Raw genomic sequence first — 22,941 nt, forward strand, 5'->3', positions numbered from 1 at the left:
GCCGGTCTGCTTGGATGGAACCATGACGGCTCTGCTGCAGGCGCTCGCCCGACCCGCGATGCCGCAGCGAGGGCTCGCGCTCGCCGTCGTCGCCCTCGCGCTCACCGTCGTCGGCGGGTGGGGGCCCTCGCTGCTGCTGGCGCTCGGCGCCCTCGACGCGAGCGATCAGGGTGCGCTCGTGCCCCTCTACCTCGGCGGCAGCGCCCTCGCGCTGCTTGGCCTCGTGCCGCTGCTGCTCGCCGTCGTGTCGCTCGTCGGCCGGCCCGCGCAGCCGCCGTGGCTGCTGGGCGTCGCGCTCGCGCTGCTGCTCGTGCGCCCGCTCGTGCTCGCGGTCGAGGCCGCGGCCGCGCCGCTCACCGTCGTGCCCCGCGAGCTCGCCCTGCCGCTGTTCCTCACGACCGCGATCGCGGCGGGCGTCGCGGCGGTCGCCCTGCTGCCGACGGCAGGGCCGGCGCGCCGGCCCGAGCGCATCGCCGTCGTCGGCGTCGCGGTCGCCGTCCTCGTCGGGCTCGCGCTGTTCGCGTACACGGGCACGATCGTGACCGTCGCCGCGATCGGTCTGGTGATCGCGCTCGCGCTGCGACTCAAGCGGCAGCGCGAGGATGCCCGGCTCGACGACGACGACACCGCCGGCTGACCGGGCGCCGCGACGTCAGCCGATCGCGGCCTCGAGCTTGCGGCTGAGCTCGTCGGTGTCGAAGTGGTTCTCGATCACGACGACGTCGGCGCGCGTGGCGCCGATCGCGTCGACGAACTCGGCGCTCGTGAGGATCACCTGCGCGTCGGCCGCGACCCTCGCGACCGAGCCGATGTCGGCGGCGACGACCGTCGCCGACAGGCCGAGGCGCTGCAGCACGCGCTCGGCGTTGACCTTGAGGATGCCGCTCGAGCCGATGCCGGCCCCGCAGATCGCGACGATCTTCATCGGCCCGCCGCCGTCACGCGTGGTCCGAGCGCTCGAGGATGGCGCGCACGGCCTCACGGGTCGGCGCCTCGGCGACCGCGGTGATCGCGGCCGAGTCGTTGAAGGCGTTCGCGAGGGCCGCGACGGCCGCGAGGTGGACATCCGGCGCCACCCCGGCCAGGCCGATGACGACGCGCACCGGGTCGTTGTGGGCGTGCCCGAACTCGACCGGCTGCGCGAGCGTGACGACCGAGAGGCCGTCGGTGCGCACGTCGGCGCCGGGGCGGGCGTGCGCGAGCGCGAGGCCCGGCGCGATGACGATGTACGGCCCGTGGTCGTCGACCATGCGGAGCATCGCCTCGGTGTACTCGTGCGTGGTGCAGCCGCTGTCGACGAGGGCGTCGCCGGCGATCCGCACCGCCTCGCGCCAGTCGGCGGCGCGGGCGCGCAGCACGATGGCGCGGTCGGCGAGGGGAGGCAGGCTCATTCGGCGATGTCACCCGCCATCGCGGCCTCGAACCCCTCGACGATGAGCTCGGCGAGCTCGGCGCGATCCTCGACGGGCAGGAACGCCGCCTCGGCCGCGTTGAGCTGCAGCGCGAGCAGGTCGTCGAGGTCGTAGCCGAAGGCCTCGGCGACGAGCGCGAGCTCGCGGCTCAGGGTCGTGCCGCTCATGAGGCGGTTGTCGGTGTTCACGGTGACGCGGAAGCCCAGCTGGTAGAAGAGGTCGAGCGGGTGGTCGACAATCTCGTCGCCCCACTGGGCGATCGCGCCGGTCTGCAGGTTCGAGCTCGGGCTCGCCTCGAGGGCGATGCCGCGATCCTTCACCCACTCGGCGAGCTCGCCGAGGCGCGCGTAGGTCGCCTCGCCCTCGGTCGTGATCTCGATGTCCTCGGCCAGGCGCACGCCGTGGCCGAGGCGCAGCGCGCGACCGTCGAGCAGCGCCCCGCGGATCGACTCGAGACCGTCGGCCTCACCGGCGTGCACGGTGGCCGGGAAGAAGCTCGCGGCGAGATGGTCGAAGGCGTCGCGCAGCCGGCTGGGCGGGAAGCCCGCCTCCGCACCGGCGATGTCGAAGCCGACGACGCCGTTGTCGCGGTGGCGCACGGCCAGCTCGGCGATCTCGAGGCCGCGGTCGGCGTGGCGCATGGCGCTCACGAGCTGACCGATGCGGATGCGGTGGCCGGCGGCGCGCGCCTCGGCCACGCCCGCCTCGATGCCGGCCTGCACCGCCTCCACGGTCTCGTCGAGGCTCAGGCCGCGCTCGAGGTGCTGCTCTGGAGCCCAGCGCAGCTCGCCCCACACGACGCCGTCCGCGGCGAGGTCGAGCACGGCCTCGCGGGCGACGCGCTCGAGGCCCTCCCGGGTCTGCATGACGGCGGTCGTGATCGCGAAGGTCTTCAGGTACTCCACGAGCGAGCCGGAGTTGCTCTTCTCGGCGAACCAGGCGCCGAGCTCGTCGGCGTCGGTGGTCGGCAGCTCGACGCCCGCGTCGGCGGCGAGCTCGACGATCGTCTGCGGCCGCAGCCCCCCGTCGAGGTGGTCGTGCAGCGACACCTTCGGCAGCGACTCGAGCACCACGTCGGTGCCGGGCAGGAGGGTCGTCGTCGCCGTCGTCATGCCTCAAACCTACCGGTTCGTTACGGCTTCGTGATCATGCCGAGCGATGCTCCGGGGTGCGGTGACGGGCTCCCGTGCGGCGCGCGCGAGCGTGTCTGCGGGGCGGATGGTCGGCCCTAGGCTCGGAGCATGCCCGAGAAGATCATCCTCGACTGCGACCCCGGCCACGACGACGCCGTCGCCCTCCTGCTCGCCCACGGCTCCCCCGACATCGAGCTGCTCGCGGTCACGACCGTCATGGGCAATCAGACGATCGAGAAGGTCACGCGCAACGCGCTCGCCGTGGCGCGCGTGGCCGGCATCACCGACGTGCCGTTCGCGCGGGGTGCGCACCGACCGCTCGTGCGCGCGATCGAGACGGCGCCGAGCATCCACGGAGAATCGGGTCTCGACGGCCCCGTGCTGCCGGAACCGGCGATCGAGCTGGATGCCCGGCATGCCGTCGACCTCATCATCGACCGCGTCATGGCTCACGAGCCGGGCACCGTGACGCTCGTGCCCACCGGCGCACTCACGAACATCGCGCTCGCCGTGCGGAAGGAGCCCCGCATCGTCGAGCGCGTCAAGCAGGTCGTGCTCATGGGAGGCGGGGTGCACGTCGGCAACTGGAGCGCGGTGAGCGAGTTCAACATCGTCATCGACCCGGAGGCCGCGCACATCGTGTTCAACGAGCCGTGGCCGCTCGTGATGGTCGGGCTCGACGCGACCCACCAGGCGCTCGCGACCCCCGAGGTCGCGGCGCGCATCGCGGCCGTCGGTACCGGCCCGGCACGCTTCGTCGGCGAGCTGCTGGAGTTCTTCGGCCACACGTACAAAGACGCGCAGGGCTTCAACCACCCGCCCGTGCACGACCCGTGCGCGGTCGCCTACGTCATCGACCCGAGCATCATGCGCACCGTGCGCGCACCCCTCGACGTCGAGCTCACGGGCGCCCTCACCGTGGGCATGACCGTGGCCGACCTCCGTGCGCCGGCGCCCGAGGGCTGCACGACGAGCGTCGCGATGGATCTCGACAACGACCGCTTCTGGGCACTCGTCGTCGACGCGCTCGAGCGCATCGGCGAGGTGGAGCCGTAGGGGCTCCTAGGCCTCGACGACCCCCGCGATGAGCGGGCCGCCGGTCTGAACCTCGTCGCCCGCGTCACCGATGCGGTACCCGCCCTCGAGCGCCTCGAGGGCGCGATCGAAGCGCGCCGCCTCGTTGGTGTGCATCGTGAACAGCGGCTGGCCCTTCGTCACGGTGTCGCCGGGCTTCGCGTGCAGGTCGATGCCCGCGGCGTGGTCGACCGGGTCCTCCTTGCGCGCGCGGCCGGCGCCGAGGCGCCAGGCTGCGATGCCGAACGGCAGCGCGTGCTGCTCGACGAGCACGCCGTCGCGGTCGGCCGTGACGACGTGGTGCTCGTTGGCCGTCGCCATGCGCGCACCCGGGTCGCCGCCCTGGGCGCGGATCATCGCGTTCCACGTGTCCATCGCCTGCCCGTTCCGCAGGGCGCCCTCGACGTCGGCGTCGATGATGCCGGCGAGCTCGAGCATGTGGCGCGCGAGCGTCACGGTCAGCTCGACGACGTCGGCGGGGCCCCCGCCGGCGAGCACCTCGACCGACTCGCGCACCTCGTTGGCGTTGCCGATGGCGAGCCCGAGCGGCACGTTCATGTTGGTGAGCACGGCGCGCGTGGCGACGCCGGCATCCTCACCGAGGCGCACCATGACCTTGGCGAGCTCGCGCGAGAGCTCGATGTCCTTCAGGAAGGCGCCCGAGCCGAACTTCACGTCGAGCACGAGCGCGGCCGTGCCCTCGGCGATCTTCTTCGACATGATCGAGGAAGCGATGAGCGGGATGCACTCGACCGTGCCGGTGATGTCGCGCAGCGCGTAGAGCTTGCCGTCGGCGGGGGCGAGGCCCGAGCCGGCGGCGCAGACGACCGCGCCGGCGCTCTCGAGCTGCGCCATCATCTCGTCGACGGTGACGTTCGCGCGCCATCCGGGGATGCTCTCGAGCTTGTCGAGCGTGCCCCCCGTGTGGCCCAGCCCGCGGCCGGAGAGCTGCGGCACCGCGACGCCGAACGAGGCGACGAGCGGCGCCAGCGGCAGCGTGATCTTGTCGCCCACGCCGCCGGTCGAGTGCTTGTCCGTGGTCTTCTTCGACAGGCCGGAGAAGTCGAGGCGCGTGCCGGTCGCGACCATGGCGAGGGTCATGTCGCGCACCTCCTCGCGGCTCATGCCGTTGAGGAAGATCGCCATCGTCATGGCCGACATCTGCTCGTCGGCGACGTAGCCGCGCGTGTAGGCGTCGATCATCCACTGGATCTGCTCGGTGGTGAGGGCGCCCTTGTCGCGCTTGGTGCGGATGAGGTCGACGACGTCGAACGGCTCGACAGCCATGGTGGTTCTCCTTTTGCGACGCCTCAGGCGCCGGTGTCGTGAGTGCCGTCGTGGAAGGCGGCCAGCGTGCGCGGCCCGAACGCGTCGGGCAGCACCTCGTCGATCGTTCTGATGCCCGAGACGGTCTCGAGCAGCATGCCCTCCGCCGAGTGCTCGAACAGCAGCTGCCGACAGCGGCCGCACGGCATGAGGGCGCCGCCGTTGCCGTCGACGCACGTGAAGGCGACGAGCTTGCCCCCACCGGTCATGTGCAGGCTCGACACGAGCGCGCACTCGGCGCACAGGGTGAGCCCGTAGGAGGCGTTCTCGACGTTGCAGCCGGAGATCACGCGACCGTCGTCGACGATCGCGGCGACCCCGACGGGGAACCTCGAGTACGGCACGTAGGCCTTCCGCATCGCCTCCATCGCGACGGCGCGCAGCGCGTCCCAGTCGATGGCGGCGGATGCTCCGCTCGCGTCGCTCATGCGCCCTAGGCCTTCAGATAGGGCTTGCCCGACGCCGCCGGGGGCCGCGAGAGGCCGACGAAGCCGGCAACCGCGACGATCGTGACGACGTACGGGAGCATGAGCATGAACTCGCTCGGCACCGGCGAGCCCACGATCGACAGGGTGGACTGCAGGTTCGTGGCGAAGCCGAAGAGCAGGGCGGCGAGCGTCGCCCGTATCGGATCCCATCGACCGAAGATGACCGCCGCGAGGGCGATGAAGCCCGCGCCGTTGGTCATGTCCTTGCCGAACGAGCCGACCGCAGCGAGCGTGAAGAACGCCCCGCCGCCGCCGACGATCGCGCCGGCGAGCAGCACGTTCCAGAAGCGCGTGCCGCGCACGTTGATGCCGACGGTGTCGGCCGCGGTCGGGTGCTCGCCGACCGAGCGCAGGCGCAACCCCCAGCGAGTCTTGAACAGGCCGAACCAGACCAGGAAGATCGCGAGGTACATGAGGTAGACGATGATCGTCTGCCGGAACAGGATCGGCCCGAGCACGGGGATCTCGCTCAGCAGCGGCAGGGCGATGCGCTCGAACTTCTCGGGCGAGTTGAACGTCTCGGCGTTGGGCACCATGACGGTCGAGTACAGGAAGCTCGTCAGGCCGAGCACGAGCACGTTGAGCACGACGCCGACGATGACCTGGTCGACGAGGTACTTGATCGCGAACGCGGCGAGCACGAACGAGACGAGCGCGCCGGCGACCATGGCGCCGAGCAGGCCGACGAACGGGTTGCCCGTGAGCGTGGCGAGCATCGCGGCCATGAAGGCGCCGCCGAGCAGCTGGCCCTCGATGGCGATGTTCACGACGCCGACGCGCTCGGAGATCACCCCGCCGAGCGAGCCGAAGATGAGCGGCGTGCTGACCGTGAGCGCCCCGGCGAGGAGGCCGACGAGCGGCACCGTCGCGCCGGCAGCCGCCCAGGTGAGGAAGCCGACGACGAAGAGCACCGCGAACACGGTCGTGAGCCACAGGGGCACCTTGATCGCCGCGCGGGCCAGCAGGAAGGCGCCGACCGTCGCGGCGGCCATGAGGATCGCCACGACGATCGTCGTCTCGGCGAGCCCCAGCTCGAGCGGGGGCAGCTGGATCGCGTCACGACCCTCGGAGAGCCGGTAGCTCGTGATCGGGTTGCCGTCGACGTCGGGTCGCCCGACGACGAAGAACAGCACGATCGCGATGACGGTGAAGATCGCGAACGCGATCGGCGCCTTCCAGCTGCGCACCGCGATCGACGCGGGGGCTCCCGGCGCGGAGGCCGTGGGGGCGGTGGTCAGGGGAGCAGCGGTCACTTCGACACCTCCGCCTTGCGGGCGAGCTTGGGTGCGCGCCACTGGAAGCTGCCGTCGGGCGTCGGCAGTCGGAAGATGGCGCGCACGAGCGGCGGCGCCGCGATGAAGAGCACGATGAAGCTCTGCACGACGAGCACGATGTCGACGGGGATGCCCTCGGCGCTCTGCATCGTGAACGAGCCCGCCTTGAGCGCGCCGAAGAGGATGCCGGCGAAGAACACGCCCCACGGCTTCGACCGGCCCAACAGCGCCACCGTGATCGCGTCGAAGCCGATGCCGGCGTCGAGCCCGGCGGCGAAGCCGCCCGTGAAGGTGCCGAGCACCTGCTGCACGCCGGCGAGCCCGACGAGCGCGCCCGCGATGAGCATGACCTTGACGTAGACGCTCTTGACGTTGATGCCGGCCACCTGCGCCGCGTGCGGGTTCTCGCCGACGGCACGGAACTGGAAGCCCATGGCCGAGCGGTTGAGCAGGTACCAGACGTAGATGGTCGCCACGATCACGAGGATGAAGCCGAGATCGAGGTTGTACTGCGGGCCGAGCAGGCTCGGGTACTGCGCCGACTCGAGGATCGGGCCCGACTTGGGGTTGTTCTGCCCGGGCGCCTGCAGCGCACCGGGGGTGCGCAGCAGGAACGACACGAGGTAGAAGGCGATGTAGTTGAGCATGATCGTGACGATCACCTCGTGCGCGCCGGTGCGCGCCTTCAGCAGACCGACGATGCCACCCCAGAGCGCGCCGCCGATGATGCCGACGACGAGGGCCACCACGAGGTGCAGCACGGGCGGCATCGGGATGTAGGCGCCGACGTAGCCCGCGGCGGCGGCGGCGATGAGCATCTGCCCGCGGCCACCGATGTTGAACAGGCCGACGCGGAACGCCAGGGCCACGCCGAGACCCGCCGCGATGAGCGGGGTCGCGAAGGTCAGCGTCTCGAGCAGCGGCCGGATCGCGATCGCGAAGCCCCGGTCGGTCTCGTAGTTGAAGACCGAGCCGCGGAAGAGCGCCGTGTACGCACCGCTGACCGCCTGCCAGGCCGCGCCGAGCGTGTCGCCGGGGCGGGCGAAGAAATAGCCCGAGGTCTCGGCGACTCGCTCGTCGGTGAGGATGATGAGGATGCCGCCGGCGACGAGGGCGAGCACGACCGCTAGCACCGAGATCGCGGCGGAGCCGCCGAGGATCTCGCGCATGATCTGGTTCGACCGGGGCGCGGCCGGCGTCTCGGGAGCTGCCGCGGGGGTCGCGGGGCTGGTCGTCGTGCTCATGCGGCCACCTCCGCCGGCGTCTCGCCGGCCATCATCAGTCCGAGGACGTCGCGGGGCGTGTCGCCGGGCACGATGCCCACGATGCGCCCGCGGTACATGACCGCGATGCGGTCGGCGAGCGCGACGACCTCGTCGAGCTCGGTCGAGACGACGATGACCGGCACGCCGGCGTCGCGGGTCTCGACGATGCGCTTGTGCACGAACTCGATCGAGCCGACGTCGAGACCGCGCGTCGGCTGGGCGGCGATGAACAGCCGCAGCTCGCGGCTGAGCTCGCGCGCCAGCACGACCTTCTGCTGGTTGCCGCCGGAGAGCCGGCCCACGCGGGTCATGATGCCCTGCGCCCGGACGTCGAACTCGCGAACCTTCTCGGTGGCGAACCGGGCGAGCTCGGCGAGCTGCAGCGTGCCGCGCTTGACGAAGGGCTCGCCGGTCGAGCGATCGAGCATGAGGTTCTCGGCGATCGTCATCTCGCCGACCAAGCCGTCCTCCTTGCGGTCCTCCGGCACGAAGCCGACGCCCGCGTCGAGCACGCCGCGGGTGGACTTGCCGATGAGCTCGTCGCCGTCGAGGGTGATCGAGCCGAGCACGCGGTGCTGCAGACCCATGATCGCCTCGGTGAGCTCGGTCTGGCCGTTGCCCTGCACGCCCGCGATGGCGAGGATCTCGCCGCGCCGCAGCGTAAACGAGACGTGGTCGACGAGTACCTGGCCGACGTGGTCGGTGACGGTGAGGTCGCGCACGACGAGGGCGTCATCGCCCGGCGTCGCCGGATCCTTGTCGACCGTGAGGTCGACAGCACGACCGACCATGAGCGAGGCCAGCTCGGCGTTGGTCGCGGTCGGCGAGGCCTCACCGACGACCTTGCCGAGGCGGATCACCGTGATGCGGTCCGCCACCTCGCGCACCTCGCGGAGCTTGTGGGTGATGAAGACGATCGAGGTGCCCTCGCTCTTGAGCTGGCGCATGATCGCCATGAGCTCGTCGGTCTCCTGCGGCGTGAGCACCGCGGTCGGCTCGTCGAACACGAGCACGTTGGCGTTGCGCGAGAGGGCCTTGATGATCTCGACCCGCTGCTGCACGCCGACGGGGAGATCCTCGATGCGCGCATCCGGGTCAATGTCGAAGCCGAAGCGGGCGGAGATCTCCTCCACCTTGGCGCGGGCGGCGTCGAGGTCGAGCAGACCGCCGGGCTTCGTGGACTCGTTGCCGAGCATGACGTTCTCGGCGACGGTGAAGACGGGGATCAGCATGAAGTGCTGGTGCACCATGCCGATGCCGGCGTTCATCGCGTCACCGGGACCGGAGAAGGCCTGCACGACGTCGTCGAGCAGGATCTGCCCTTCGTCGGCCTGGTACAGCCCGTAGAGGACGTTCATGAGGGTGGACTTGCCCGCACCGTTCTCGCCGAGCAGGCAGTGGATCTCGCCGGGCTCGACCACGAGGTCGATGTGGTCGTTGGCGACCAGGGCGCCGAAGCGCTTGGTGATGCCACGAAGCTCGAGTTTCATGCTCCGTGCCTTCCTGCGCCGTCGGGGTCGCGACGGCGCTCTCCGTGAGCGGGGGTCGGGATGCTCGTGCCGCGTTCAGGGCGACCGCGGTGTGCCCGATGCTCCACTGTAGAGGAGCCGCCCGACCGGGATCTGAGCAGGTGGGTGCGCATCTGAGCAGCAGCAGGGCATCCGCGGATCATGATCGATCGGGCGTCACCGCCCGGGAACGGGACCGGGGGAGGCCAGCCGCGCTGACCTCCCCCGGGATGGAGCTGTTCCGGACTACTGGCCGGGCGACGCCGGCGAGGTGACCTCGATCGAGCCGTCGATGATGCCGGCCGTGACCTCCTCGAGCTCCGCAGCGAGGTCGGGGCTGACCTTCGACTCGAAGTCGTGGAAGGGGGCGAGGCCGAGGCCGCCGTTCTCGAGCGTGCCGATGAACGGGGTGTTGTCGAAGTTGCCCTCGGCAGCACCGGTCGTGACGTCGTAGACGCCGACCGCGATGTTCTTCAGCACCGAGGTCAGGAGCAGGTCGGCGACCGAGGGGTCGGTCTCGTAGACGTCGGAGTCGACGCCGATGAGGGCGATCTCACGGCCGGAGTCGCGGATGGCCTCCGCGGCGCTCTGGTAGATCGGGCCGCCGACGGGCATGAGCACGTCGACGTTCTGGTCGATGAGGCCCTGCGCCGTGGTGAGCGCCTCGGTGCCGGGAGCGAAGCCACCGGTGAAGGCGCCGGTCTGGCCCTCGAAGTCCCAGCCGAGCGCCTGGACGTTCGTGCCCTTGACCTCGTTGTGGTACTCGACGCCCTGGACGAAGCCGTCCATGAAGATCGTCACGGGCGGGATCTGGATGCCGCCGAAGGTGCCGACGAAGCCGGTCTTCGAGTAGCTCGCGGCCGCGTAGCCGGCGAGGAAGGCCGCCTCGACCGTGTTGAACTGGATCGGCTTGACGTTCTCGCCCTCGACGAACTCGTCGATGATCGCGAAGTTGATGTCGGGGTTGGCCGTCGACGCCTCCGTCGTGGCCTCGGCCAGCAGGAAGCCGACGGTCACGATCAGGTCGCAGCCCTCGTCGACGAGGCTCGTCACGTTCGGGCCGTAGGCGTTCTCGTCAGCCGACTCGACCGCGTTGAACTCGACGCCGAGGTCGTTCGCGGCGTCCTCCAGGCCCGTGTAGCCGGCCTGGTTGAACGACTTGTCGTCGAAGCCGCCGGCGTCCGACACCATGCAGGGGTAGAAGTCGGGCGCCTCGTCGGTCGGGGTCGCGCCGGGCTCCTCCTCCGGGGCCGCCGCGCACCCGGCGAGCACGAGCGCGCTCGCGCCGAGAAGGGCGAGACCGCTGAAGGCGGTCTTGCGGGAAGTGAACGTCACTGTGTCCTCCAAAAAACGGTGCCCAGCGGGGGCGCTGGGTGGATGCCGATTACGTTAGCGCCCGGCATCGCCCCTCATCAGTGCCGGAAGGCCCGAGAACCGCAAGCGTTACGGAACTGCGACTCGTGCGGAATCCCGCGGAAACACGCGGATCTCGCCGCGGATCCCACCCGCTTCTGCTCGAATGAGCACGGATCGCGCGGAGCGCGGCGCCGCCTATGGCGCCGCGGAGCGGGCTAGAGCAGGTCGCTGCGCCCCGCCGACTTGATGGCGTCGACGACGGCCTTGACCCGCTGTGCGTGCTCGCGCGTGGTCACGAGCAGAGCATCCGGCGTATCGACGACGACGATGTCGCGCACCCCCACGAGCGAGATCAGGCGAGGGCTCTGACTCACCACGACGCCGCTGGAGGAGTCGGCGAGCACGCGCGCGCCCTCCCCCAGGATCGCCAGGTCGCCCGGTCGACCGCCGGAGAGCAGCTTCGCGAGCGACGAGAAGTCGCCCACGTCGTCCCAGGGGAAGTCGCCGCGCACGACCGCGAGCCGGCCGGCCTCCGCCGCGGGCTCGGCGACGGAGTAGTCGATGGCGATCTTCGTCAGCATCGGCCAGGTGGCGTCGACGACGTCGTCGCGGCGGTCGGTGTCCCACGCCGCCGCGATCTCGAGCAGGCCCTGGTGCAGCTCGGGCCGCGTCGCCGCGAGCTGCTCGAGCAGGGCATCCGCTCGCGAGATGAACATGCCCGCGTTCCACAGGTAGTCGCCCGAGCGCACGTACTCGGTGGCCGTCTCCAGGTCGGGCTTCTCGACGAAGCGGTCGACGAGCTCGGCGTGCGGGGCCCCGTCGATCTCGAGCGGTGCGCCGCAGTGGATGTAGCCGAAGCCCACCGAGGGCTCGGTCGGCGTGATGCCGATCGTCGTGATGAGGCCAGTGCGCGCGACGGCGACGGCCTCGGCGACCGCGCGGCGGAAGCGCTCGGCGTCGGTGATGACGTGGTCGGCGGCGAATGACCCGACGACGACATCGGGATTGCGACGATGCAGGATGGCCGCCGCGAGGCCGATCGCGGCCGACGACTCCTTCGGCTCGGCCTCGAGCACGAGGTTGGCGGCGCCCAGCTCCGGCAGCTGCTGCTGCACGGCGGCGCGGTGCGCGCGGCCCGTGACGACCATGATCCCGTCGCCGCCGGCGAGCGGGAGCAGGCGCTCCCACGTCTCGCGCAGGAGGGTGCGGCCCGTGCCGGTGAGGTCGTGGAGGAACTTCGGCGCCTCCGCGCGCGACAGCGGCCACAGTCTCGAGCCGACGCCCCCGGCGGGGATGATCGCGTGGAAGTCGGGCAGGCCGCCCTCGAGCTCTCGCATGCCCGTCACCCTAGCGTCGCGGGCGGGAGCACTCAGAAAGGGAACGTAGGATGAGGACCATCGGCGGCCACCAGTCGAGACCGGTACTCACCGGAGTTCAAGGACGCAGAATCCTGCGCCCGTCGTCCTTGCCCTGAGGAGGGTTTCTCGTGCCAGCGAAGGTAGCGGGAACCGCAGCGTCCAGCTCGGCTCCCCTGACCGTGCCCGCCCCCCGACCTCCCGCCATCGCCGGCACGCTGTACCGCGGCCGCGAGGGCATGTGGTCGTGGGTGCTGCACCGCATCACCGGTGTGGCGATCTACTTCTTCCTGCTCGTCCACATCCTGGACACCGCGCTCGTGCGGGTGAGCCCTGAGGCCTACAACGCCGTGATCGGCGCCTACAAGACGCCCATCATGGGCCTCGGCGAGCTCGCGCTCGTCGGCGCGATCCTGTTCCACGCGCTCAATGGGCTCCGCATCATCCTCGTCGACTTCTGGGAGACCGGCACGCGCCACCAGCGCACGCTGTTCTGGGTCGTGCTCGGCGTGTGGGCCGTGCTCATGATCGCGTTCACGCCCCGCCACCTCATCGCCGTGTTCGGAGGCTGATCATGACGACCATCGATGCTCCCCGCACCCCCGTCGCGACCACTCGCCGAGGCGTCAACCTCGAGAAGTGGGGCTGGATGTACATGCGAGTCTCGGGCGTGCTGCTCGTCGCGCTGATCTTCGGCCACCTCTTCGTCAACCTCGTCGCCGGCGAGGGCGTCAAGCAGATCGACTTCGCCTTCGTCGCCGGCAAGCTCAGCGACCCGTTCTGGCAGGTGTACGACACGCTGCTGCTGTGGCTCGCGCTCATCCACGGCGCCAACGGCATGCGCACGCTCGTCAACGACTACGTCGCCAAGCCCGGCGTGCGCCGCGCCCTGCACTTCGCGCTCGCCGCCTCGACGGCCGTGCTGCTGATCCTCGGCACGCTCGTCATCTACACCTTCGACCCGTGCCCCGTCGGCGCGGACCCGGAGCTCGTCGCCTCGTTCTGCGGCGACCTCTGATCCCGCACCACACGACCACAGCGGAGACAACTCTTGAGCACTGACACCCTGACCGCCTCCGAGCAGGCGGTGCACCATCACCAGTTCGACGTCGTGATCGTCGGCGCCGGTGGCGCCGGCATGCGCGCCGCCATCGAGGCCGGCCCGAACGCGAAGACCGCCGTGATCTCCAAGCTCTACCCGACGCGCTCGCACACGGGCGCCGCGCAGGGCGGCATGGCCGCCGCCCTCGCGAACGTCGAGGAGGACAGCTGGGAGTGGCACACCTTCGACACCGTCAAGGGCGGCGACTACCTCGTCGACCAGGACGCGGCGGAGATCCTCGCGAAGGAGGCCATCGACGCGATCATCGACCTCGAGAACATGGGCTTGCCCTTTAACCGCACGCCCGACGGCAAGATCGACCAGCGCCGCTTCGGCGGGCACACGCGCGACCACGGCAAGGCGCCGGTGCGCCGTGCCTGCTACGCCGCCGACCGCACCGGTCACATGATCCTGCAGACGCTGTTCCAGAACTGCGTCAAGCTCGGCATCGACTTCTACAACGAGTTCTACGTGCTCGACCTGCTGCTGAGCGAGGTCGACGGCGAGCGCCGTGCCGCGGGCGTCGTCGCCTACGAGCTCGCCACGGGCGACCTGCACGTCTTCCACGCCAAGAGCGTCGTCTTCGCCACCGGTGGCTTCGGCAAGATCTACAAGACGACCTCGAACGCACACACCCTCACGGGTGACGGCGTCGGCATCATCTGGCGCAAGGGCATCCCGCTGGAGGACATGGAGTTCTTCCAGTTCCACCCGACCGGGCTCGCCGGCCTCGGCATCCTCCTCACCGAGGGCGCTCGCGGTGAGGGTGCGATCCTCCGCAACGCCAGCGGTGAGCGCTTCATGGAGCGCTACGCCCCGACCATCAAGGACCTCGCGCCGCGCGACATCATCTCGCGCTGCATGGTGCAGGAGGTCGCCGAGGGTCGCGGCGCCGGCCCGAACAAGGACTACGTGCTGCTCGACTGCACGCACCTCGGCGCCGAGGTGCTCGAGACGAAGCTGCCCGACATCACCGAGTTCGCCCGCACCTACCTCGGTGTCGACCCGGTGCACGAGCCGGTGCCGGTGATGCCGACCGCGCACTACGCGATGGGCGGCATCCCGACGAACATCAAGGCCGAGGTGCTCGCCGACAACGAGACCGTCATCAAGGGCCTCTACGCGGCCGGCGAGTGCGCGTGCGTCTCGGTGCACGGTTCGAACCGCCTCGGCACCAACTCGCTGCTCGACATCAACGTGTTCGGCAAGCGCGCGGGCAAGTACGCCGTTGAGTACGCCAAGTCGGCCGAGTTCGCCACGCTGCCGGAGGACCCGGCCCGCGAGGTGCGCGAGATGGTCGAGCGCCTTCGCGCCGCCGACGGCCCCGAGCGCCTCGCGCCCCTGCGCAAGACGCTGCAGGAGGAGATGGACAAGAACGCGCAGGTGTTCCGCACCGAGGAGAGCCTCGCGAGCGTTACGAAGACCATCCAGGAACTGCGCGACCGCTATCAGAACATCGGCATCCAGGACCGCGGCAAGCGCTTCAACACCGACCTGCTCGAGGCGATCGAGCTCGGCTTCCTGCTCGACATCGCCGAGGTCGTCGTGTTCTCTGCGCGCAACCGCAAGGAGAGCCGCGGCGGTCACATGCGCGACGACTACCCCGACCGCAACGACGCCGACTACATGCAGCACACGATGGCCTACCTCGTGGGCGACCTGCACTCGGCGAACCCGGAGGACCACATCCGCATGGATTGGAAGCCCGTCACGATCACGCACTACCAGCCCATGGAGAGGAAGTACTGATGGCCACGACCGCCCCCGAGGCTCCCACGCAGGAGGTCGGCGCCGTCCAGGCCTTCACCGTCACCCTCATCGTGCGCCGGTTCGACCCCGAGAAGGACGCCGAGCCGTACTGGCAGGACTTCGACGTCGAGATGTACTCGACCGACCGCGTGCTCGACGCCCTGCACAAGATCAAGTGGGATCAGGACGGCACGCTCGCCTTCCGCCGCTCATGCGCCCACGGCATCTGCGGCTCGGACGCCATGCGCATCAACGGCCGCAACCGGCTCGCGTGCAAGACCCTCATCAAGGATCTCGACATCACGAAGCCGATCTACGTCGAGGCGATCAAGGGCCTGCCGCTCGAGAAGGACCTCATCGTCGACATGGAGCCCTTCTTCGAGTCGTACCGTCAGGTGCAGCCGTTCCTCATCGCGAGCTCGAAGCCCGAGAAGGAGCGCCTGCAGTCGATCGAGCAGCGCGCGCGCTTCGACGACACCACGAAGTGCATCCTCTGCGCCGCGTGCACCTCGTCGTGCCCCGTGTTCTGGACCGACGGCCAGTACTTCGGCCCGGCCGCGATCGTGAACGCGCACCGCTTCATCTTCGACAGCCGCGACGAGGCCGCCCAGGTGCGCCTGGACATCCTCAACGACAAGGAGGGCGTGTGGCGCTGCCGCACGACCTTCAACTGCTCGGAGGCGTGCCCGCGCGGCATCGAGGTCACGAAGGCGATCGCGGAGGTCAAGCAGGCGATCCTGCGCGGCAAGCCGTAAGCGCCGGCGCGCGTTCCGCACGCGCCGATCGAGGGCCCCGGGGATGCTCCCCCGGGGCCCTCGTTCGTGATGAGCCCTACAGCACGCCGTGGACGAGCCGCGCGGCGCGAGGCCGCGAGTTCACCGGGAAGTCGTGGCCGCGCATCCGCCACGATCGTTAGGGTGTCGGGATGCCCGACGCGACCCCCGGCTCCTCCCAGCCCTCGCGCCTGCAGCAGCTGATCGCCCGCGTGCAGCGGCTGAAGCCCGTGCGCGTGCTGCAGCACTACGGGCGCGAGCGCGGGCCAATTCTCTCCGCGGGGCTCGCCTATTCGGCGATCTTCGCCGTCTTCGCCGCCCTCTGGGTCGGCTTCTCCGTCATCGGCGCGATCGTCTCGGAGGATCTCGGACTGCGCATGACGGTCATCCGCGCCCTGTCGGACGCGGTGCCGGGCCTCATCGACACCGGCCTCAACGACGGCGCGATCGACCCCGACGATCTGCTCAGCACGGCGACGTTCACGTTCACGGGCGTCATCGCCCTGCTCGGCCTGCTCGTGACGGCGCTCGGCTGGCTCGACGCGGCGCGCAACGCGGTACGGGTGCTGTTCGACCTGCCGCCGGCCGAGGGCAACATCCTGCTGCGCAAGCTGAAGGATCTCGGCCTCGCCGTCGGGTTCGGCGCGATGCTCGTCATCTCGGCGACGCTCACGGTCGTCGGCACGCAGGCGACAGAGCTCGTGCTCGACGCCGTAGGACTCAGCGAGACGGTCGTGGCGACGGTGCTGTCGCGCATCGTGTCGCTCGCGATCATGTTCGTGATCGACGCGCTCGTGCTCGCGGCCTTCTTCCGAGTGCTCGTCGGTTTGCACATCCCCCTCGCGCAGCTGCGCTCGGGAGCGCTGCTCGGCGCCGCGGCGCTCGGGACGCTCAAGGTGCTCGGCTCGTCGCTGCTCGGCGGGGCGACATCGAACCCGCTGCTGGCGTCGTTCGCGGTCATCATCGGTCTGCTGATCTTCTTCAACCTGGTGTGTCAGGTGATCCTGCTGTCGGCGGCCTGGATCGCCGTGTCGGTGGCGGATGCGGGGCTCGTGCTCGACGAGCGAGTCGCAGCCGAGCGGCTCGAGGCCGCGCGGGCCCTCGTCGCGGCGCACGACGCGGCACCCGACGAGGAGCCCACCGGTTTCTGGGCGCGTCGGCGCGCCCGGCGGGAAGTGGCCCGCGCGCAGCGCGAGGTCGCGAAGCAGGCGGCGCGGGAGGCGGGCGCCGAGCAGGGTCGCGCGGCGGCCGAGGGCTGAGCCGCGCACCGCTGAGCGGCCCCGGCCCCGGCCCCGGCGACCGACGTCGGTGGTCGAACCTAGGATGGAGGGCATGCCGCAGCCGGTCCGCATCGCCTCCGTCAACGTCAACGGCATCCGCGCCGCCTACCGCAAGGGCATGGGCGAGTGGCTCGCGCAGCGCGACGTCGACATCCTCGCGCTGCAGGAGGTCCGGGCATCCACCGACGACGTCACGGGGCTGCTCGGCGAGGGCTGGACGGTGCTGCACGACGCCGCGACCGCGAAGGGTCGGGCGGGGGTCGCGATCGCGACGCGCTGGCCGATCCATGCGCACCGCGTCGAGCTCGGCGACGAGGACTTCGACTCGGCCGGCCGCTGGCTCGAGGCCGACCTGCACGTCGGCGACGTGCCCCTCACGGTCGTGAGCTGCTACGTGCACTCCGGCGAGGTCGACACCCCGAAGCAGGTCGAGAAGTACCGCTTCCTCGATGCGATGGAGGAGCGCCTGCCGCAGCTCGCCGCGCACGCCGAGTACGCGCTCGTCGTCGGCGACCTCAACGTCGGCCACTGCGAGCTCGACATCAAGAACTGGAAGGGCAACCGCAAGAACGCGGGCTTCCTGCCGCGCGAGCGCGCCTACTTCGACCGGTTCTTCGCGCCGGCCGGCGAGCGCGTCGAGTGCGTCGACGGGACGACCGGCACCGGGCTCGGCTGGGTCGACGTCGGGCGCGCCCAGGCGGGCGAGGTGCCGGGCCCGTACACGTGGTGGTCGCAGCGCGGGCAGGCGTTCGACACCGACACCGGCTGGCGCATCGACTACCACGTGGCCACCCCGGCGCTCGCGGCCGGCGTCGTCGGGTACGCCATCGACCGGGCGCCCTCGTGGGACACGCGCTGGAGCGACCACGCACCCGTGGTCGTCGACTACGAGCTCTAGCCCGGCGCTCGCCGAGCATCCGCCGCTTCGATCTTCGAGAAGGACCGTCACATGACCGCACCCCGCCTGTTCTCGGGCATGCAGCCCTCGGCCGCGAGCTTGCACCTCGGCAACTACGCCGGAGCGCTGCTGCAGTGGCGCGAGATGCAGGCGAGCCACGACGCCGTCTTCTGCGTCGTCGACCTGCACGCGATCACCGTGCCGCAGGACCCGGCCGAGCTGCGCGAGCGCACCCGCCGCACCGCCGCGCAGTACATCGCCGCGGGCATCGACCCCGAGCACTCGACCCTGTTCGTGCAGTCGCACGTCTCGGCGCACGCGCAGCTGGCCTGGGTGCTCAACACCATCACGGGCTTCGGCGAGGCCTCGCGCATGACGCAGTTCAAGGACAAGTCGGCCCGCTCGGGCACCGACGCGGCCTCGGTCGGGCTCTTCACCTACCCGATCCTGCAGGCGGCCGACATCCTGCTCTACGACGCCGTCGTCGTGCCCGTCGGGGAGGACCAGCGGCAGCACATCGAGCTCACGCGCGACCTCGCGACGCGCTTCAACTCGCGCTTCGGCGACACGCTCGTCGTGCCCGAGGTGCGCATCCTCAAAGAGACGGCGAAGATCTACGACCTGCAGAACCCGGGGTCGAAGATGTCGAAGTCGGGCGAGAGCCCCGCGGGCATCCTGTGGCTGCTCGACGACGAGAAGGCGCTGACGAAGAAGATCAAGTCGGCCGTCACCGACTCCGACGGGGTCGTGCGCTACGACCCGGTCGAGAAGCCGGGGGTGTCGAATCTGCTGTCGATCCTCGCGATCGTCACGGGGCGCGGCGTCGAGCAGGTCGAGGCGGAGTTCAACGGTCTGCAGTACGGGGCCCTGAAGGGCGCGGTCGCCGAGGCGGTCGTCGAAGCGTTCCGGCCGATCCGCGAGCGCACGCTCGAGCTGCTCGACGACCCGGCCGAGCTCGACCGGCTGCTCGCGATCAACGCCGACCGGGCATCCGCCATCGCCGACGCCACGCTCGCGCGCGTGTACGACGCCCTCGGGTTTCTGCCGCGCGCATGAGGCCGGTCGTGCTGCGCACGCCGCGGCTCGTGCTCTCGACGCCGGTCGCCGCCGACGCGCCGACCGTCTACGAGCACTGCCAGGAGGAGGCGCTGCAGCACTGGACGACGGTGCCGGTGCCGTACACGATGGCGGATGCCCGCGCCTTCGTCGAGGAGTTCGTGCCGCAGCAGTGGGCGCTCGGCTCCGAGTGCGTGCTCGCCCTGCGGCGGCCGGGCGTGCCCGGCGACCTGCTCGGCGTCGTGTCGTGGCAGCGGGCGCGCGGCGCCGTCGGCTACTGGCTCGGCGCGGCGCACCGCGGGCACGGCTACATGGCCGAGGCCCTGCGCGGACTCGTCGACTGGGTGTTCGGCCCCGAGCACGACGTCGACCACCTGCGCTGGGAGTGCTATGCCGGCAACCTCGGCTCGGCCCACGCCGCCCGGGCGGCGGGGTTCCGCTGGGTCGGCACCGGGCCGTGCGCGCTGCCCGACCGCTCGGGGGCGCATCCGGACGGGTGGCACGGCGAGCTGCGGCGGGAGCACCTCGGCACGGTGGAGGAGCTCGAGCGGTGGCCGGTGCTTGCGTGAGCGGCGGTGCGGGGGCGGATGCTCGGCCCGGGTCGAGCATCCGCGTCATGCTCTTCGACCTCGACGACTGCCTCCTGGCGCACTCGCGGGCCGTCGCGATCGGCCTCGCGCGGGCGCGGGCCGAGACCGGCGGCGCCGTCGCGGCTGCCGACCCCGACACCGAGCTGCGCCGCTGGCGCGAGCTCGAAGAGCACCACTACGGGCGCTGGCTGCGGGGCGAGATCGATTTCCTCGAGCAGCGGCGCGAGCGGGCGCGGGGGTTCCTCGCTCCGTTCGGCATCGCGCCGACGCCCGACGAGGCGCTGGGCTGGTTCGACCGGTACATGGTCGGCTACCGCGCGTCGTGGAGCCTCTTCGACGACGTGCTGCCCGCGCTCGATGCGCTCGAGAGGGCGGTGCCGGGCATCCGCTTCGGGGTGATCACGAACGGCGACCTGACCTTCCAGAGCGAGAAGCTCGAGGCGATCGGGCTCGCGGCCCGCATCGAGCACGTCATCGCCTCGGGCGAGGTCGGCGTGGCGAAACCCGCGGCCGGCATCTTCGACCTCGCGGCGGCGGCCTTCGGCGAGCCGGTGAGCGCCTGCGCCTACATCGGCGACCGCCTGCGCACCGACGCGACCGGCGCCCACGACGCGGGGATGCTCGGCCTCTGGCTCGATCGCCCGCTCGAGGCCCTCGGCGTGCCCGTCGAGGCGGGGGCTGTGCCGCCCGGGGTGGTGCGCCTCACGACGCTGCTCGACCTGCCCGCGGCGGTCGCCGCACCTCATGCCGCCGGAACATCGCCTGGAACCAGCTCACCCGCACCACGACGTAGCCCAACCGGAACAACATGAGGTCGCGGCGGTAGTCGCGCGCACGAGACGCATCGTCGTCGTGCCAGGCCACGCTGTCGACCTCGACGATCACACGAGACCCGACCAGGAGATCGACGCGACCCACGCCGGGAATCCGAACCTGCGGCACAGCAGAAAGACCGGCGCGCGTCAGAGCCAGCCGCACGAGCGTTTCCGTGCCGGACTCGGCTCGGGGGTCGAGTCGGTCGAACATCTGCCGTCGTGCCCGAGGCGACCGCTACGCCAACGCTGCGAGATCCGCGACGCCCAGCAGCCCGCGGAACCGAGCGTTCTCGACTATGGCGGCGAAGTGATCCCCGCCGATGCACCAGGCGGCGTGAGCGAGAGCATCGCCGGCGAGCAGCGGTCGACTGCGATTTAGCGGCGATCGGAGCCGCGATGCCCCCGGCAGCAGTGCGACGTGCGCGAACTCCCGCGTCGCGCCCGAACCAGCGCACCCGTGTGCACTGCGGCCGCCCGGCGGCGAGCACTCAGCCCATCGTGCAGGAGGACCGACCTCCGCAGGCAGATCGTGCGACGGCTAACGAAGGGCTGACGGGCATCCATGACGCTGCAGGATGCTCGACCCCGATCTCGACAAGACACCGGGGCCGCGCATCCGCGCACGAGGGTGGCACGACCGCCCCTGTGCAGGAGCGGCGTTCGCAACTCAGGCTGGGGCTGCGTACGTGGCCGTCGGATGGCAGCAGACAGCGCGTGAGCCTGAATTACGAACGTGGGGAGAGAGGGCCGGCTGCCGGCGACGCGCGGCGGGCGCCGTCCACTGAGCCGCGCGCGCCCCGGGTGCGCGGGCGCACGAGGAAGGGGCGGGGTGCCTGCGCGCACCCCGCCCCTCGAGCGGCCCTACCACGGCCGCCGCGACCCCGAGGGGCCGCTCCGCCCCGCTCGCGCGGGCCGGACTGCTACTTCACGTCGTCGTCGACCCAGTCGAACGTCTTCGTGACGGCCTTCTTCCAGTTGCGCAGCTGACGCTCGCGCTCGGCCTCGTCCATGTTCGGCGTCCAGCGCGAGTCCTCCTGCCAGTTCGCGCGCAGCTCGTCGAGCGAGCCCCACACGCCGACCGCGAGGCCCGCGGCGTAGGCGGCGCCGAGCGCGGTCGTCTCGGCGACGACCGGACGCACGACGGGCACGCCGAGGATGTCGGCCTGGAACTGCATGAGCGTGTTGTTCGCGATCATGCCGCCGTCGACCTTGAGCTCGGTGAGGTCGACGCCCGAGTCGGCGTTGACCGCGTCGAGCACCTCGCGCGTCTGGAAGGCGGTCGCCTCGAGCACGGCCCGAGCGATGTGGCCCTTGTTGACGTAGCGGGTGAGCCCCACGAGCGCACCACGGGCATCCGCTCGCCAGTACGGCGCGAACAGGCCCGAGAACGCCGGCACGAAGTAGGCGCCGCCGTTGTCGTCGACGGTCTTCGCGAGCTCCTCGATCTCGGGGGCGCTCGAGATGAGGCCGAGGTTGTCGCGCACCCACTGCACGAGCGAGCCGGTCACCGCGATGGCGCCCTCAAGCGCGTAGTGCGGCTTCTCGTCGCCGAGCTTGTAGCCGAGCGTCGTCAGCAGGCCGTTCTTCGAGTGGACGATCTCCTCACCCGTGTTGAAGATGAGGAAGTTGCCCGTGCCGTAGGTGTTCTTCGACTCGCCGGGCTCGAACGCGGCCTGACCGAACGTGGCGGCCTGCTGGTCGCCGAGGATGCCCGCCACGGGCACCTCGCGCAGCAGCGAGCTGCTGTGCACGGTGCCGTAGACCTCCGAGGAGGAGCGGATCTCGGGCAGCATCGAGGCCGGCACACCGAACGCGTCGAGGATCGACTGATCCCACTGCAGCGTCTCGAGGTCCATGAACATGGTGCGCGAGGCGTTCGTGACGTCGGTCGCGTGCACGCCGCCGTCGACACCGCCGGTGAGGTTCCAGAGCACCCAGGTGTCGGTCGTGCCGAACATGAGCTCGCCGGCCTCGGCCTTCTCGCGAGCGCCCTCGACGTTCTCGAGGATCCAGACGATCTTCGTGCCCGAGAAGTAGGTCGCGAGCGGCAGGCCGACCTTCTGCTTGAAGCGCTCCACACCGCCGTCGGCGGCGAGGCGGTCGACGATGGGCTGCGTGCGGGTGTCCTGCCAGACGATCGCGTTGTAGACGGGCTTGCCCGTGCTGCGCTCCCACACGACGGCGGTCTCGCGCTGGTTGGTGATGCCGACGGCGGCGATGTCGTGACGCGTGAGGTTCGCCTTCGACAGCGCCGAGCCGATGACCTCGCGCGTGTTGCCCCAGATCTCCATCGGGTCGTGCTCGACCCAGCCGGCCTTCGGGAAGATCTGCTCGTGCTCCATCTGCCCGGTCGAGACGATCGAGCCCTTCTGGTCGAAGATGATGGCGCGCGTGCTCGTCGTGCCCTGGTCGATCGCCAGTACGTAGTTGGCCATGGTCGGTATTACTCCTTCGTAATCGGGTTCGGCGTGAGCCTGCGTGGTAGGT

The 22,941-nt window shown here is 70.7% G+C and carries 23 protein-coding genes; 12 read left to right on the forward strand and 11 right to left on the reverse strand.

Annotated features, from left to right (window positions below):
* Positions 1-22: 22 nt before the first annotated feature.
* A complete protein-coding gene (locus ID804_RS08135; RefSeq protein ID WP_169079611.1) occupies positions 23-637 on the forward strand; it encodes a hypothetical protein in 615 nt (204 codons plus the stop codon).
* A 15-nt stretch (positions 638-652) separates the two neighbouring features.
* Here ID804_RS08135 and ID804_RS08140 read toward each other — a convergent pair whose 3' ends face one another.
* The 3 genes from ID804_RS08140 to ID804_RS08150 are packed head-to-tail and all read right to left on the reverse strand — an operon-like array spanning position 653 to position 2,524.
* Complete coding sequence (locus ID804_RS08140; protein WP_169079609.1) at positions 653-925, reverse strand: PTS sugar transporter subunit IIB; 273 nt, start codon at positions 923-925, stop codon at positions 653-655.
* Between the two features lie 13 nt (positions 926-938).
* Positions 939-1,391 carry a PTS sugar transporter subunit IIA gene (locus ID804_RS08145; protein ID WP_169079607.1) on the reverse strand — a complete coding sequence of 151 codons (453 nt, stop codon included), beginning with the start codon at positions 1,389-1,391 and terminating at the stop codon, positions 939-941.
* Positions 1,388-2,524, reverse strand: coding sequence for an adenosine deaminase (locus ID804_RS08150; RefSeq protein ID WP_169079605.1), 1,137 nt, complete (start codon positions 2,522-2,524; stop codon positions 1,388-1,390). Before ID804_RS08150 ends, ID804_RS08145 begins: the two co-directional genes overlap by 4 nt.
* A 129-nt stretch (positions 2,525-2,653) precedes the next feature.
* Here ID804_RS08150 and uriH point away from each other — a divergent pair, with 129 nt between their 5' ends.
* Complete coding sequence (gene uriH, locus ID804_RS08155; RefSeq protein ID WP_169079603.1) at positions 2,654-3,601, forward strand: uridine-preferring nucleoside hydrolase UriH; 948 nt, start codon at positions 2,654-2,656, stop codon at positions 3,599-3,601.
* A 6-nt stretch (positions 3,602-3,607) separates the two neighbouring features.
* Here the strand turns inward: uriH and ID804_RS08160 are convergent, their stop codons facing one another.
* The 7 genes from ID804_RS08160 to ID804_RS08190 form a co-directional block, all read right to left on the reverse strand.
* Positions 3,608-4,906 (reverse strand): thymidine phosphorylase, encoded by a 1,299-nt coding sequence (locus ID804_RS08160; protein ID WP_169079601.1) that lies wholly within the window; start codon positions 4,904-4,906, stop codon positions 3,608-3,610.
* Between the two features lie 23 nt (positions 4,907-4,929).
* Positions 4,930-5,373: a cytidine deaminase gene (locus tag ID804_RS08165; RefSeq protein ID WP_169079599.1), complete on the reverse strand. Its 444-nt coding sequence runs from the start codon at positions 5,371-5,373 to the stop codon at positions 4,930-4,932.
* A gap of 5 nt (positions 5,374-5,378) precedes the next feature.
* Positions 5,379-6,686 carry an ABC transporter permease gene (locus ID804_RS08170; RefSeq protein ID WP_396790278.1) on the reverse strand — a complete coding sequence of 436 codons (1,308 nt, stop codon included), beginning with the start codon at positions 6,684-6,686 and terminating at the stop codon, positions 5,379-5,381.
* Positions 6,683-7,951, reverse strand: coding sequence for an ABC transporter permease (locus ID804_RS08175; RefSeq protein WP_169079597.1), 1,269 nt, complete (start codon positions 7,949-7,951; stop codon positions 6,683-6,685). The genes ID804_RS08170 and ID804_RS08175 overlap by 4 nt, the downstream gene beginning before the upstream one ends.
* A complete protein-coding gene (locus ID804_RS08180; RefSeq protein ID WP_169079595.1) occupies positions 7,948-9,462 on the reverse strand; it encodes an ABC transporter ATP-binding protein in 1,515 nt (504 codons plus the stop codon). The genes ID804_RS08175 and ID804_RS08180 overlap by 4 nt, the downstream gene beginning before the upstream one ends.
* A gap of 264 nt (positions 9,463-9,726) precedes the next feature.
* On the reverse strand, positions 9,727-10,815 hold the full coding sequence (locus tag ID804_RS08185) for a BMP family lipoprotein (protein WP_169079593.1): 1,089 nt from the start codon (positions 10,813-10,815) through the stop codon (positions 9,727-9,729).
* 236 nt (positions 10,816-11,051) lie between these two features.
* Positions 11,052-12,173 (reverse strand): mannose-1-phosphate guanylyltransferase, encoded by a 1,122-nt coding sequence (locus tag ID804_RS08190; RefSeq protein ID WP_169079591.1) that lies wholly within the window; start codon positions 12,171-12,173, stop codon positions 11,052-11,054.
* Between the two features lie 200 nt (positions 12,174-12,373).
* Between ID804_RS08190 and sdhC the strand changes: the two genes are divergently transcribed.
* The 10 genes from sdhC to ID804_RS12320 all read left to right on the forward strand — a co-directional run bounded on the left by sdhC (position 12,374) and on the right by ID804_RS12320 (position 20,833).
* On the forward strand, positions 12,374-12,763 hold the full coding sequence (gene sdhC / locus ID804_RS08195; protein WP_317451229.1) for a succinate dehydrogenase, cytochrome b556 subunit: 390 nt from the start codon (positions 12,374-12,376) through the stop codon (positions 12,761-12,763).
* A 2-nt stretch (positions 12,764-12,765) separates the two neighbouring features.
* Complete coding sequence (gene sdhD, locus ID804_RS08200) at positions 12,766-13,209, forward strand: succinate dehydrogenase, hydrophobic membrane anchor protein (protein WP_169079587.1); 444 nt, start codon at positions 12,766-12,768, stop codon at positions 13,207-13,209.
* Positions 13,210-13,242: 33 nt separating this feature from the next.
* Positions 13,243-15,042 (forward strand): succinate dehydrogenase flavoprotein subunit, encoded by a 1,800-nt coding sequence (sdhA, locus tag ID804_RS08205; protein WP_169079585.1) that lies wholly within the window; start codon positions 13,243-13,245, stop codon positions 15,040-15,042.
* Positions 15,042-15,797 carry a succinate dehydrogenase iron-sulfur subunit gene (locus tag ID804_RS08210; protein WP_169079583.1) on the forward strand — a complete coding sequence of 252 codons (756 nt, stop codon included), beginning with the start codon at positions 15,042-15,044 and terminating at the stop codon, positions 15,795-15,797. The genes sdhA and ID804_RS08210 overlap by 1 nt, the downstream gene beginning before the upstream one ends.
* Before the next feature lie 170 nt (positions 15,798-15,967).
* Positions 15,968-17,074 (forward strand): YihY/virulence factor BrkB family protein, encoded by a 1,107-nt coding sequence (locus ID804_RS08215; protein WP_169079581.1) that lies wholly within the window; start codon positions 15,968-15,970, stop codon positions 17,072-17,074.
* Between the two features lie 73 nt (positions 17,075-17,147).
* A complete protein-coding gene (locus ID804_RS08220) occupies positions 17,148-17,993 on the forward strand; it encodes an exodeoxyribonuclease III (RefSeq protein ID WP_169079579.1) in 846 nt (281 codons plus the stop codon).
* 51 nt (positions 17,994-18,044) lie between these two features.
* The gene (trpS, locus tag ID804_RS08225; RefSeq protein WP_169079577.1) at positions 18,045-19,049 is read left to right on the forward strand and encodes a tryptophan--tRNA ligase; all 1,005 of its coding nucleotides are present in this window, start codon (positions 18,045-18,047) and stop codon (positions 19,047-19,049) included.
* 8 nt (positions 19,050-19,057) lie between these two features.
* Positions 19,058-19,618, forward strand: coding sequence for a GNAT family N-acetyltransferase (locus ID804_RS08230; RefSeq protein WP_169079575.1), 561 nt, complete (start codon positions 19,058-19,060; stop codon positions 19,616-19,618).
* On the forward strand, positions 19,600-20,451 hold the full coding sequence (locus ID804_RS08235; protein ID WP_169079573.1) for an HAD family hydrolase: 852 nt from the start codon (positions 19,600-19,602) through the stop codon (positions 20,449-20,451). The genes ID804_RS08230 and ID804_RS08235 overlap by 19 nt, the downstream gene beginning before the upstream one ends.
* A 40-nt stretch (positions 20,452-20,491) precedes the next feature.
* Entirely contained in the window at positions 20,492-20,833 is a 342-nt protein-coding gene (locus ID804_RS12320; protein ID WP_248276776.1) for a hypothetical protein, read from the forward strand.
* Positions 20,834-21,374: 541 nt separating this feature from the next.
* Here the strand turns inward: ID804_RS12320 and glpK are convergent.
* On the reverse strand, positions 21,375-22,889 hold the full coding sequence (gene glpK / locus ID804_RS08245; protein ID WP_169079569.1) for a glycerol kinase GlpK: 1,515 nt from the start codon (positions 22,887-22,889) through the stop codon (positions 21,375-21,377).
* Positions 22,890-22,941: the final 52 nt, after the last annotated feature.

Source organism: Microcella alkalica (assembly GCF_014595885.1).
GTDB lineage: Bacteria > Actinomycetota > Actinomycetes > Actinomycetales > Microbacteriaceae > Microcella > Microcella alkaliphila_B.

What these genes read in the sequence shown, in the direction of transcription:
- ID804_RS08135 (WP_169079611.1), top strand. Translation starts at nt 23, where the DNA reads ATGACGGCTCTGCTGCAGGCGCTCGCCCGACCCGCGATGCCGCAGCGA.
- ID804_RS08140 (WP_169079609.1), bottom strand. Translation starts at nt 925, where the DNA reads ATGAAGATCGTCGCGATCTGCGGGGCCGGCATCGGCTCGAGCGGCATC.
- ID804_RS08145 (WP_169079607.1), bottom strand. Translation starts at nt 1,391, where the DNA reads ATGAGCCTGCCTCCCCTCGCCGACCGCGCCATCGTGCTGCGCGCCCGC.
- ID804_RS08150 (WP_169079605.1), bottom strand. Translation starts at nt 2,524, where the DNA reads ATGACGACGGCGACGACGACCCTCCTGCCCGGCACCGACGTGGTGCTC.
- uriH (WP_169079603.1), top strand. Translation starts at nt 2,654, where the DNA reads ATGCCCGAGAAGATCATCCTCGACTGCGACCCCGGCCACGACGACGCC.
- ID804_RS08160 (WP_169079601.1), bottom strand. Translation starts at nt 4,906, where the DNA reads ATGGCTGTCGAGCCGTTCGACGTCGTCGACCTCATCCGCACCAAGCGC.
- ID804_RS08165 (WP_169079599.1), bottom strand. Translation starts at nt 5,373, where the DNA reads ATGAGCGACGCGAGCGGAGCATCCGCCGCCATCGACTGGGACGCGCTG.
- ID804_RS08175 (WP_169079597.1), bottom strand. Translation starts at nt 7,951, where the DNA reads ATGAGCACGACGACCAGCCCCGCGACCCCCGCGGCAGCTCCCGAGACG.
- ID804_RS08180 (WP_169079595.1), bottom strand. Translation starts at nt 9,462, where the DNA reads ATGAAACTCGAGCTTCGTGGCATCACCAAGCGCTTCGGCGCCCTGGTC.
- ID804_RS08190 (WP_169079591.1), bottom strand. Translation starts at nt 12,173, where the DNA reads ATGCGAGAGCTCGAGGGCGGCCTGCCCGACTTCCACGCGATCATCCCC.
- sdhD (WP_169079587.1), top strand. Translation starts at nt 12,766, where the DNA reads ATGACGACCATCGATGCTCCCCGCACCCCCGTCGCGACCACTCGCCGA.
- ID804_RS08210 (WP_169079583.1), top strand. Translation starts at nt 15,042, where the DNA reads ATGGCCACGACCGCCCCCGAGGCTCCCACGCAGGAGGTCGGCGCCGTC.
- ID804_RS08215 (WP_169079581.1), top strand. Translation starts at nt 15,968, where the DNA reads ATGCCCGACGCGACCCCCGGCTCCTCCCAGCCCTCGCGCCTGCAGCAG.
- ID804_RS08220 (WP_169079579.1), top strand. Translation starts at nt 17,148, where the DNA reads ATGCCGCAGCCGGTCCGCATCGCCTCCGTCAACGTCAACGGCATCCGC.
- trpS (WP_169079577.1), top strand. Translation starts at nt 18,045, where the DNA reads ATGACCGCACCCCGCCTGTTCTCGGGCATGCAGCCCTCGGCCGCGAGC.
- glpK (WP_169079569.1), bottom strand. Translation starts at nt 22,889, where the DNA reads ATGGCCAACTACGTACTGGCGATCGACCAGGGCACGACGAGCACGCGC.